This window comes from Kitasatospora sp. NPDC127067 (assembly GCF_042724755.1).
GTDB lineage: Bacteria > Actinomycetota > Actinomycetes > Streptomycetales > Streptomycetaceae > Kitasatospora > Kitasatospora lactacystinica.
The window spans coordinates 1-10911 of sequence record NZ_JBHXEM010000199.1 but is presented as its reverse complement, the minus strand read 5'-3'; the positions used below and the strand labels follow the sequence as shown (position 1 = coordinate 10911).

Genomic DNA, 10911 nt, shown 5'->3' with positions numbered 1-10911 from the left:
ACCACCCTCACCAACGCCAAAAACACCTACGACCCCACCCACACCCTCACCCCCGGCCACAACATCTTCCCCTAACCCCAAAACACACCACACACCGCAACGGAAAAGGGAATTCGGCGATTCACCGGATTCCACTGCCGCACCCGTCGAGCGAAAGGACCGATTTCCCGTGCGCGCCATTCACCACACCGACCGGACCATCCTCAACCACCCCGCCCACGCCGTCTGGAACGCCATCGTCGACGAGCTCAACGGCAGGACGACGTGGTGGCACCCTCACAACACCCACCGGCCCGGGTCCACCGGCCCGCAGCAGACCGGCGGCACCACCACGACCACGGTCCACCCGGCGGGTGTCGGAAAGCCCGGTCCCAAGCTGCGGTTCACCTCGACCACCACGCAGGTCGTCCCGGACGCCGAGCTCACCCAGTCCCACACCGGCCACTTCCAGGGCACGACGACCTACCGGCTCACGCCCCACGACAACGGCGCCCAGACTCTGCTGACGATCACCTTCGCCACCGACCCGCACGGCCTGGCCAAGTTCTTCCACAAGCTCACGAACCTCACGACCAAGCACACCACCGCCACCCAGCACGCCCTCAGCAACCTCCGCCGCCACCTCGACAGCCAGAAGTAGGAACCACCACCGGAGAAGGAGGCCCCAGTGACCGTCACCGAAATCCCCGTGCTCCCCGCCCGGCACGCCGTCACCACCACCGACCACACCGCGACGACCGACGACCACGCGCACCTCGCCATCACGGTCCACCAGCCGGGCGAGCCCGATCCGGGCCGGCCGCTGGTGCTGCTGGTCCACGGCTGGGCCGCCTCCCGGACCGTCTGGCACGCCACCGCGCAGCAGCTCGCGGCGGCCGGGCACACGGTGGCCACGTACGACCAGCGCGGTCACGCCTCGTCGACGTCCGGGCGGGAGCCGATCAGCATCGAGCGGTTGGCGCGGGACCTGGACACCGTCGTCGGGACGCTCACCACGCCGGAGCGGCCGGTCGTGGTGGTGGGGCACTCGGGCGGCGGGTACGCGGCGCTGGCCTGGGCGGCGGGGCTGCCGGCCGGGAACGGCGGGGCAAGTGTCGGGCGGTTGGCGGGTCTTGTGCTCGTGTCGACGGCTTCGCACGGGCAGATCACGCCGGCGAGCGAGGTCAGGATGATGGGGTCGAAGCTGTTCAGCCGGGCGCTGCGGACGCCGTGGCTGGGCCGTCGGCTGCTCGGTGGGACGCACGGGCCGGCTGCTTCGCTGTCGGCGCGGGAGGCCAACCGCCGGTTGTTCGCCGCCACGTCGCCGGCGACCCGGGCCGCGTGCTTCGCGTCGACACAGGAGATGGACCAGCGCGCGGGTCTGGCCGGGATCACCGCGCCGACCGCGGTCATCACCGGCACCGAGGACAAGATCGTGAAGCCCGAGTTCAGCCGGGAGCTCACATCGGCGCTGCCGCACGCCGAGCTGCACCGGATTCCCGGCACCGGTCACATGGTGCCGCTGGAGACTCCCCAGCACATCGCGCACCACGTCCACCTGCTGGTCGCGGCCGGCCGCTGACGACCGTGACCACCACCGCCCCGGTCGGCGTCCTGGCCGCGCTGCTCCCGCCCCACGTCCACTGTGCCGAGGCTTTCGGCGTCCCGTCCGAGGGCCGGCTGCTGCCGTCGGAGGCGGCGTACATCCGGGACCGGTCGCCGCGCCGCCGCCGGCAGTTCGCCACCGCCCGGACGCTCGCCCGTCAGGTGCTCGGTGCTCTCGGGCATCCGCCGGTGCCGCTGCTGCCCGGGCCGGGCGGGGCGCCCAGGTGGCCGGCGGGCGTCACGGGCAGCATCACCCACACGGACGGTTACACGGCCTGCGCCGTCGCCGGCACCGGGCAGTTGGCCTCGCTCGGGATCGACGCCGAGCCGGCGCGGCCGCTCCCGCGGGGTGTGCTCCAGCTGGTCAGCAGCGAGGCCGAGCGCAGCGCCCTGGCCGTGCTGCCGGAGGGCCGGGCCCCCTGGGACACGGTCCTGTTCAGCGCCAAGGAGGCCGCCTACAAGGCCGTCCATCCGCTGACGGGGACCTGGGCCCCGCTCGCGGCCATCTCCGTCGCCGTGTACGCCGACGGTACGTTCGCGGCCCGGCACCCGCACCACCCGGCCGTCAGCACCGGCACCTGGGGCGTGCACCGCGGCACGGTGGTCACCGCGCTCGCGCTCCCGCCGTCCCCGGCGGCCGCCGCATGAGACGCCCTGCCGCCCGTGGGCCGTCCACGCCCCGCCTCTTGCTCGGCACCGGTACGGCCGGTGCCGAACGAGGGGCGGGGCTGTGGGGTTTCACTCCGTTCCGGGTGGTGCGCGGGGAAGCGCCGTACCCGAGCCGGTGACTCCGCGACACGCGCCGTCCCGGGGCCCATCGCGGCCGTGCCGCCGGGCCGAGCCGGGCGGCCTCCGGGGAGCCGGCCACGGGGTGGCCGGTCAGGCCGACGTGGTCGGGGCCCCGGGGCGATCGTCCTGGCGCGCGGTGGTCACCGACCACTGCGGGAACTGCGCCACGGGTATCGCGGAGGAGCCGGAGGAGCCGGAGGAGCCGGAGGAGCGACGCGGCAGGGAGAAACACGACGCGGCCGCGTCGGCACAGCCAGGTCGCCCGCCGCACCCGGTGTTGCTGCTGCCACTGCTCGTAGGTCCGCAGCCACTGGTCCGCCGTGTCGCTCCGGCGGGAGGTGACCGCGGCGGGTCACGGTGCCAGGGCGCCTCCGGGGGCGAGGGCGAGCTCGGCGAAGCGCTCCGCGATGAGGCGGTGGGCCTCCGGGGAGGGGTGGAGGCCGTCGGGGAGCGGGTGGGCGTCGTGGTCGGGCTCGCCGTAGAGGGCCAGGCCGTCCAGGTGGTGCAGGTGCTGGTCGCCGTCGGCCCGGCGTTCGGCGACGATGCGGGCCAGTTCGGCACGGATGACGGTGAGGGTGAGCCGGCCGGCGGCCACGTCGGCGGGGTCGCCGGTGGCGCGGAAGCGCAGGGTGCCGCTGCTGAAGTCGGGGGCGAGCGGGCCCGGCACGGTTTCGTGGAGCGGGCAGTGCAGCGGGGAGACTACCAGCAGCGGTGTGGTCGGGTGGCCGTCCCGGACGGTGTCCAGGAAGCCGTGGACGGCCGGGGTGAAGGCGCGCAGCCGCATCAGGTCGGTGTTCACCAGGTTGATGCCGAGCTTGAGGCTGATCAGGTCCGCGGGGGTGAAGCGGATGGCGCGCGCGGTGAAGGGGTCGAGCAGGGCGCCGCCGCCGAAGCCGAGGTTGGTCAGGTCCAGGCCGGCGCCGTTGGCCACCAGGGCGGGCCAAGTACCGGTGGGGTGGGCGGCGTTGGAGCCGTGGCTGATCGAACTGCCGTGGTGCAGCCAGTGCTTGCGGGTGCCGGTCGGGATCGGCTCGATCGGGGCGTCGGTGTCGAGGGCGATCAGTTCGGTGGTCTCGGTGTGCGGGAGCCAGATCTCGACGGTCTTGTCGCGTTCCGGCAGGCCGGTGAACCGGGCGCTGCCGGACGGTCCTTCGGTCAGTTCGAAGCGGCCGGTGGCGAGGTCGACGGTGCGCAGGTTGCCGCCGGGGACGGTGCTCTGCGCGGTGAGCCGGCCGTCCACCAGGAGGTCGTGGACGCCGTCCGGGACGTTCGGGACGCCCGGGTAGGCGCGCTTGGTGGGGACGGCGTGCAGCGTGACGGTGGTGGCGCGGGTGCGGAAGGCGAGCCGGACGCCGGAGGGCTGGGACTCGGCCATCGCGAGCTGTTCGTCGGGGATCCGCCGGCGGGCGGCGGCGGGCAGGCGGTGCGGCAGCAGGCCGCGGGCGGTGTGTTCGAGGTCGAGGTGACCGTGGAGGAGGGCCTCGGTGACGGGGGTGGTGATCGTCGTCATGGTGCTGCTCTTCGGTTCGTCGGGGCATGCGGAGGGGGTGGATCAACCGGTCGTACGGGGCCCGCCGGCGCGCAGCAGGGCGTCGAGGGAGTCGATGATCCAGTCCCAGGACTGTTGCGGGTCGACGGCGGTGTGGCTGAACCCGCCGGCCGCCTCCAGGCTGATGTAGCCGTGGAAGACGCTGCCGAGCATGCGCACCGCGTGGGTCTGCTCGGGCTCGCCCAGGTCGTAGCCGCGCAGGATCGCCCTGGTCATCTGGGCGTGCCGGACGCCCGCGCTGGCGGCGGCCGTTGCGGCGTCCAGGCGCAGCCGGGTGGCGTCGTAGCGGCCGGGGTGGCGGGCCGCGTAGTCGCGGTAGGCGTCCGCGAAGGCGGCGAGGGCGTCGCGGCCCGCCCGTCCGGCGAGGGCGTCGGCGACGAGGTCGGCGAGTTCCTCCAGGGCGTACAGGGCGATCCGGGTCTTGAGGTCGTGGGAGCTCTTGACGTGGGAGTAGAGGCTGGCGGTCTGGACGCCGAAGCCGCGGGCGACCGCGGCGACGGTCACCTGGTCGAAGCCGACCTGGTCGGCGAGCTCGGCGCCCGCGACGACCAGGCGTTCGACGGTCAGCCCTGCCCTTGCCATGTGCGTTCTCCCGTACGGTCGCGTCGGCTGTCTACGGACAGTATGGGATTGCCTAAATGGATTAGGCAAATGGAAACACCCCGCTCAGCCCGCTCAGCCCGCTCAGCCCGCTCAGCCCGCTCAGCCCGCCAGGATCACCGTCTCCGCCGGCCCCGAGAAGCCCGCCTGCTGCGACGGGGTGCCCGTGGCCGCCGTCCGACGGTGCTCCTGCGGGCTGACGCCGCGCACCCGCTTGAAGGCCGCCGAGAGGGCGAAGGCATTGCTGTAGCCGACCTTGCGGGCGGCGAAGGCGACGGTGCACTCGGGCTCGCGCAGCAGGTCGGCGGCGACCGCCAGCCGCCAGCCCGCCAGGTACGCCATCGGGGGCTCCCCGACCAGGGCGGTGAAGCGGCGGGCCAGGCCGGCCCGGGAGACCCCGACCCGCTGGGCCAGTTCGGCGACCGTCCAGGCGGTGGCCGGGTCGTCGTGCATCATCCGCAGCACCGGGCCGACCACCTGGTCGTGCTGGGCGCGGTACCAGGCGGGGGCGCCGGAGTCGGGGGCGGCCAGCCAGGCGCGCAGCACGGAGACCACCAGGAGGTCCAGGATGCGGTCCAGGACGAGCTCCTGGCCGGGCTCGTTGCGCCCTATCTCGGCGGCCAGCAGGTGCACCAGGGTGTCGTCGGCGCCGGTGCCGGCCGGGCGGACCAGCAGTGCGGGCAGGCAGCCGAGCAGCCGCTGGCCGATCTCGTGCTCGGCCTGGTAGGTGCCGGACAGCACCACCGAGGAGGCCCGGTCGCCCTCCCGGCCCTGGCCCCAGGTCCGGACGCCGAGCGACATCACCTCGGAGACGTCCACCCCGCCCTTGGTGCAGACCTGGCCCGGGCCGACGATCACGTCCACCGGGGTGTCGGGGTCGTCCGCCACGGTATACGGCTCCGGGCCGCGCACGATCGCCACGTCACCCGGGTGCAGCAGCAGCGGGGTGCCGCGCTCGGGCAGGATCCAGGCGTCGCCGCGGACCATCGTCACCACCGAGAGCGGGGCCCGGTCCTCGATCCGCAGCGACCACGGCGGGGTGAGGATGGAGCGCAGCAGGAACGCGCCACGGGCCTTGGGGCCGTCGAGGAGTCCCGTCAGAGTGTCCATGACGCCAAGTGTAGACGGCGGGACATCATTTGACGCTTCGTCATTTGAGAGACTCTTGAGTGATCGAGGTGGCTCGCACCGCCCGAATGCCGGATGATCTGCGCACGGGGGTACGGACCGAAACACGGCGACCGCGGCACGGCGACACCGGCTGCGAGAAGTGAGGGGCTCACGACGATGGAAACGGCACGCACACTCGTCCTGGTGGCGGCCACGGTCACCTGTGGACTGACCGCGGGACTGTTCTACGGCTACTCGTGCTCGGTCATGCCGGCACTCGCGCGGGTCGACGACCGCACCTTCATCGAGGTCATGCAGCGCGTCAACAAGGCGATCCTGAACGGCTGGTTCGTCCTCGGCTTCGTCGGCGCCCTGCTCGCCACCGCGGCGGCGGTCGCCCTGCACCTGCCCTCGGACGGGCACGACGTCCTGCCCGCGACCATCGCCGCGCTGGTGCTGTACGTCGCGATGATCGGGGTCACCCGCTCGGTCAACATCCCGCTGAACGACGAGCTCGAAGCCGCCGGGTCGGCCCAGCGGATCGCCGACCCGGCCGCGGTGCGCAGCCGCTTCGAGGCGCGCTGGGTGCGCTTCAACGTGCTGCGCGCCCTGCTGTCGACCGGCGCCCTGGCCTGCCTCGCCTGGGCACTCGTCCTCAACGGGCAGAGCTGACCGGGCCCGGACCCGCTCGACGGGCGGGCCCGGCCGCGCCGCCCGCCACCGCCACCCTCTGCCGCTGACCGGACTCAGCCGCAGAGGGTGGCGAAGCCGTACCCGCGCGCCTTGAGCGTGGAGATGATCCCCGGCAGCGCGGCCACCGTCTGGCTGCGGTCGCCGCCGCCGTCGTGCAGCAGGATCACCGAACCGGGACGGACGTTGTTCAGCACCCGCGACCTGATCGCGGCCGCGCCGGGGCGGGACCAGTCCGCCGGGTCCACCGACCAGAGCACGACCTGCTTGCCGAGTGCCGCGGCCTTCGAACGCACCGTGCCGTTGACGGCGCCGTACGGCGGGCGCAGGCAGCTCGGGGTACGGCCGGTCTGCGCGCGGATGACCTTGTCGGTGTCGACCACCTGCGCGTTGAGCGCGGCCGCGGAGAGCCTGCTCAGGTCCGGGTGGGACCAGGAGTGGTTCTGCACGCTGTGGCCCTGCTTGGCGACCTGCGCGGTCACCGCGGGGTGGGCGGAGACGTTCTGCCCGATCTCGAAGAAGGTCGCGCGCACCCCGTACCGGCCGAGCGTCGCCAGGACCTTGGACGTGTAGGCGGGGCTGGGGCCGTCGTCGAAGGTCAGGTAGACCACCTTGCCGCCCTTGGCGCCGGCCGCCTGTGCCTCGGCGGCCGGCAGGGTGACCGCCGCTCCCGCCGCCAGGGCGACGACCAGTGCGCCGATCGCGGTCCGGAACCTGCCAACTGCCCTGCGCCTGAAGGGTGGTACGGACATGCCTGCCCCCTGCGGTCGGAACTCCCGTGCACCGGCCAGTCTGCGCCCGCGGGCCCGCCCGCCGCGACCCTTCGTCGGTCGCGAGCGAACGGAATCGGCCAGTCGGGCGCCGGGTGGCGGCTGCCGGGCGACAGTTGCCCGTCGACAGGCCGAAGGCCCCCGACGGGATCCGTCGGGGGCCCTGTGCGGGGCCGGCGTTCAGCGCCCGGCGCGGCCGTGCAGCACCAGGGAGCGGGTCAGGGCGAGCAGGCCGCCGGCGCAGAGCGCGGTGCGGAGCATGTTGACCGGGACCCAGGTGTCCGCGAACTTGGCCCGCACGGCGGCGAGGTCGTGGATCTGCGCCGCGTCGCCGGCCGCCGCCAACTCGTTGTTGAGCGGGATGTTGACGCCCATGGTGACGATCAGCGCCACCACGTACAGCAGCGTCGCGGCCGCCGCCCAGAGCGCCGCCTGCCGCCGGCCGGCCTTGTGCTGGAGCCAGGCGGCGATGCCGGTGGCGAGGAAGGCGCCGATGAAGACCAGGCCGAACAGCCCGTTCCCGTCGATCGACTTGTTGATGTGCTGCATCGCCGTCACGTAGGTGCCGTCGTCGCCCTCCGCGAGGCCCGGCATCACCGAGACGTCGAAGGCGAAGAACAGTCCGGCCATCAGGCCCATCGCGATGGTGGCGCCCACCAGGAGCGGGCCGGCGGCCTTGCTCCGGGTGCCGGGCACGGCCGGGGCCGTGCCGCCCGGCGCGAGGCCGGTGAAGGACTGTGCGGCGGTGTAGGAAGCAGGGGTCGCGGTCTGGTTCGAGCGCATGGGTATTCCTTCGGTCTCCCCGGTCCCCGCCCGGTGCGGGGACTCTCCCGGTGTCCGGGCCGCCGGCCTCCTCACCGCTCCCGGCCGCGGCCGGGTGCTGGTCAGGGGGTCGGTGCCGCCCGGCACCGACGATCTACTGAACTGCCGTACGGACGGCAGGTGTTGCCCTTCCGGATGGTCACGCGTTCCACACGCCGGAGGCGGCGGCCTCGCGAGCGTAGTCGGCGAAGTCCCGCGGCTCACGCCCCAGCGCCCGCCGCACACCGTCGCCCAACGAGGCGTTGCGGCCGTCCAGGATCACCGAGAACAGCTCCGCGAAGTCCGCCGGCAGCCCCGCCGCCTCCAGCACCCCCCGGTACACCTCCTCCGACACCGCCTCGAACCGCACCTCACGCCCCGTCGCCCCCGACAACTCCACCGCCACGTCCGCGAACGACAGCAACCGCGGCCCCGTCAACTCGTACACCTCCCCCGCGTGCCCCGCCTCCGTCAACGCCGCCACCGCCACGTCCGCGATGTCCTCCACGTCCACGAACGGCTCCACCGCACCACCCACCGGCAACGCCAACTCCCCCGCCAGCACCGGCTCCAGGAAGAACGACTCACTGAAGTTCTGGTTGAACCACGCACACCGCACCACCGTCCACGCGGCCCCCGACTCCATCACCGCCTTCTCCCCCGCCTCCGCGGCCTCCTCACCACGCCCCGACAACAGCACCAACCGCCCCACCCCGCGCTCCGCCGCCAACCGCGAGAACGCCCCCACCGCCTCCACCGCCCCCGGGAACGCCAGATCCGGGTAGTACGTCAGATACGCCGCACTCACCCCCTCCAACGCCCCCTCCCACGTCCCCTCGTCGTGCCAGTCGAACGGCACCGCACCCGACCGCGACCCCACCCGCACCCCGTAACCCCGCGCCGCCAGCCGGTCCGCCACCCGACGACCCGTCTTCCCCGTCCCACCGACCACCAGCACCACACCGGACTCGACCGCGAGATCCACCGCACCAGCCATCACAATCACCCTCACTCGGAGTAGGAGCCTGTTCGGATCGTCGGACCGGCCGGGTTCCGTGAACCCTGCGCGTCCGTCCTCGTGTCCACCAGTCAAGGCCACTCCGGGCCGGCGAACCATAGCCTCCGCACTCAGCTCCATGCGCCAGCGTCTACGCCCCCGCGCGCGCCCTCCGCCCTCCACCAGAACACACCGGGGCCGCCCCGGACCACCCGTCTCGACCTGGCCTCCAGCGGCCCTTGAGCACCCGGCCGGGCGGCGGAAGGCCGGGCAGCGGAACGGCCGGGCGGCGAAACGGTGGTGGCGGGCGGGGGGCTCGTCAGCGGAAGGCGGCGACGTTCTCGGCGACCCAGTGGTGGAACGGCCTGGCGGGGGATCCGGTGACCCGCTCGACGGTGTCGCGCACCTCCACCAGGCCGTCGTTGACGTCCCCGCCCGTCAGGTCGAGCACCGCGTCCGCCGCCTCGGCTCCCAGGGCCTCGGCCAGCTCCCGCCGGGCCTCCTCCCGGCCGATCACCGCGAGGGGCACCTCCCGCCCGAGGGCCGCCGCGATGGCCGCCACCTGCTGGCGGGCCGTCACCCGCTCCGGCCCGGTCAGCGCGTACACCCGTCCCCGGTGGCCGGGCCCGGTCAGCGCCACCCGCGCCACCGCCGCGATGTCCGCGGGGTGGATCGTGGGCAGTCCGGTGTCCGCGTACGGCACGCGGACCGTCCCCCGCTCGCGGATCGCCGACGCCCACCACAGGGCGTTGGAGGCGAACTGGGTCGGCCGCAGGACCGTCCACGCCATGCCGCTGTCCATGACCAGCCGCTCGACGTCCGCGTTCTCCCGGGCGGGGCCCAGGTGCGGATGCGTCTCGACGGTGACGGACGACACCAGCACCACGTGCTCGACGCCGGCGCGGCGGGCGGCGTCGAGGATCCCGGCATCGGAGCCGATCCGCGACACCAGGAACAGCGAGCGCACCCCGTCGAGGGCGGGCGCCAGGGAGGCCGGGTCGGCGAGGTCGCCCTCGCGCACCTCGACGCCCTCGGGGAGCCGGGCCCGGGTGCTGTCCCGGGTGAGGCCCCGCAGGGGGCCGGCCCCGCAGGCCCGCAGCTCCTCCAGCAGGGAACGTCCGATGTTGCCGGTGGCTCCGGTCACGAGAATCATGCGGTCTCTCCTGTCGCCCGACGATCGATCGGGTGAAGGCTAGAAGCTCAAGCCGACTTGAGGTCAAGGAGGTCACCGGCGGAGGCGCCGGACCCGCCCTCCACCGGCCGTGCGACCATCGGGCGGGCAAGCGGCCACGGCAGGACGGAAGAGGGAACCCCGGTGACCGAGACAGCAGCGGCCGGTGCGGAAGGCTTCGAGCCGGACGAGCACGTGCGGTTCGCACGCTACCGCCGGGCCTTCGCGGACGTGGCTCCCGAGGACGCGGCCGCCCTCGCGGCCCGGGTGCTCACCGACCCCGAGCGCCCGATGGCGAGCTGCGCGGTCTGCGAGTACCTGGACCGGCGCGCGGCGGAACTGCTGACGGATCCGGGCTTCCCGGCCTGGCGGCGGGAGCTGGCGGGCGCAGTGGCGGCCGACGCGTTCGCCGCCCGGCGGCTGCGGGACTGGGCGCTGCTGCGGGCGACGGTCCTGGGCGAGCCGTGGGAGGAGGAGCAGCTGCTCGCGGCGGAGAACTGGCTCCAGGGACGCCTCGCCGAGGAGTCGCCCGACCGGGCCGCGCTGGGCCTGCTCGCCGAGAACGGCCGTACCCGGCGCACCCGTAACATCGCCGACTCCCGCCTGCGGCGGATCCGGTAGCGGGCGGAGGGGGCCGGTCGGACATGATGCGCCGGTGTCCGTCGACGCCGGCACGGCCGTCGGCCTCGACGCGTGGGCGGCGGTGCGGTGGCCCGGGGTGTCCTTTCCGTGGGTGCCGCGGGACGGGGCCGAGTGACTGCTGGAGCAGCCCGGTGCCGGGGGGGGGGCGTCGGCCACCTCCCACGCCACCATCATGCGAACGGGCGACGCCCAGCGACGCGCCACCCCC

12 protein-coding genes are annotated in these 10911 nt (G+C 73.9%); 5 read left to right on the top strand and 7 right to left on the bottom strand.

Translation table 11 applies throughout. The features are described from left to right. The first annotated feature begins 169 nt into the window (after positions 1-169). From ACFWJ4_RS39215 to ACFWJ4_RS39205, 3 genes are read left to right on the top strand one after another with little or no spacing between them, the layout of a single operon-like run. Positions 170-640 (top strand): SRPBCC family protein, encoded by a 471-nt coding sequence (locus ACFWJ4_RS39215; RefSeq protein WP_380553600.1) that lies wholly within the window; start codon positions 170-172, stop codon positions 638-640. A gap of 27 nt (positions 641-667) precedes the next feature. Next, complete coding sequence (locus ACFWJ4_RS39210) at positions 668-1561, top strand: alpha/beta fold hydrolase (protein WP_359914082.1); 894 nt, start codon at positions 668-670, stop codon at positions 1559-1561. A gap of 5 nt (positions 1562-1566) precedes the next feature. After that, positions 1567-2232, top strand: coding sequence for a 4'-phosphopantetheinyl transferase (locus ACFWJ4_RS39205; RefSeq protein ID WP_380553597.1), 666 nt, complete (start codon positions 1567-1569; stop codon positions 2230-2232). Positions 2233-2725: 493 nt separating this feature from the next. Here ACFWJ4_RS39205 and ACFWJ4_RS39200 read toward each other — a convergent pair whose 3' ends face one another. The 3 genes from ACFWJ4_RS39200 to ACFWJ4_RS39190 all read right to left on the bottom strand — a co-directional run bounded on the left by ACFWJ4_RS39200 (position 2726) and on the right by ACFWJ4_RS39190 (position 5632). Then, on the bottom strand, positions 2726-3883 hold the full coding sequence (locus tag ACFWJ4_RS39200; RefSeq protein WP_380553594.1) for a GDSL-type esterase/lipase family protein: 1158 nt from the start codon (positions 3881-3883) through the stop codon (positions 2726-2728). Between the two features lie 42 nt (positions 3884-3925). Beyond that, a complete protein-coding gene (locus tag ACFWJ4_RS39195) occupies positions 3926-4504 on the bottom strand; it encodes a TetR/AcrR family transcriptional regulator (RefSeq protein WP_380553591.1) in 579 nt (192 codons plus the stop codon). A gap of 120 nt (positions 4505-4624) precedes the next feature. Continuing rightward, positions 4625-5632 carry an AraC family transcriptional regulator gene (locus ACFWJ4_RS39190; RefSeq protein WP_359914094.1) on the bottom strand — a complete coding sequence of 336 codons (1008 nt, stop codon included), beginning with the start codon at positions 5630-5632 and terminating at the stop codon, positions 4625-4627. Between the two features lie 177 nt (positions 5633-5809). Here ACFWJ4_RS39190 and ACFWJ4_RS39185 point away from each other — a divergent pair, with 177 nt between their 5' ends. Further along, positions 5810-6304: a DUF1772 domain-containing protein gene (locus ACFWJ4_RS39185; RefSeq protein ID WP_380359050.1), complete on the top strand. Its 495-nt coding sequence runs from the start codon at positions 5810-5812 to the stop codon at positions 6302-6304. 74 nt (positions 6305-6378) lie between these two features. On the opposite strand, the gene ACFWJ4_RS39180 is transcribed toward ACFWJ4_RS39185, so the two are convergent. The 4 genes from ACFWJ4_RS39180 to ACFWJ4_RS39165 all read right to left on the bottom strand — a co-directional run bounded on the left by ACFWJ4_RS39180 (position 6379) and on the right by ACFWJ4_RS39165 (position 10043). Further along, positions 6379-7074, bottom strand: a complete 696-nt coding sequence (locus ACFWJ4_RS39180; RefSeq protein ID WP_380553588.1) for a polysaccharide deacetylase family protein — start codon at positions 7072-7074, stop codon at positions 6379-6381. 198 nt (positions 7075-7272) lie between these two features. Next, a complete protein-coding gene (locus ACFWJ4_RS39175) occupies positions 7273-7875 on the bottom strand; it encodes an anthrone oxygenase family protein (RefSeq protein WP_359914103.1) in 603 nt (200 codons plus the stop codon). A gap of 178 nt (positions 7876-8053) precedes the next feature. Then, positions 8054-8890: an NmrA family transcriptional regulator gene (locus ACFWJ4_RS39170; protein ID WP_380553603.1), complete on the bottom strand. Its 837-nt coding sequence runs from the start codon at positions 8888-8890 to the stop codon at positions 8054-8056. Positions 8891-9209: 319 nt separating this feature from the next. Continuing rightward, positions 9210-10043, bottom strand: a complete 834-nt coding sequence (locus tag ACFWJ4_RS39165; RefSeq protein WP_380553585.1) for an SDR family oxidoreductase — start codon at positions 10041-10043, stop codon at positions 9210-9212. A 162-nt stretch (positions 10044-10205) separates the two neighbouring features. Between ACFWJ4_RS39165 and ACFWJ4_RS39160 the strand changes: the two genes are divergently transcribed. Next, complete coding sequence (locus tag ACFWJ4_RS39160; RefSeq protein ID WP_380553582.1) at positions 10206-10682, top strand: hypothetical protein; 477 nt, start codon at positions 10206-10208, stop codon at positions 10680-10682. Positions 10683-10911 lie beyond the last annotated feature (229 nt).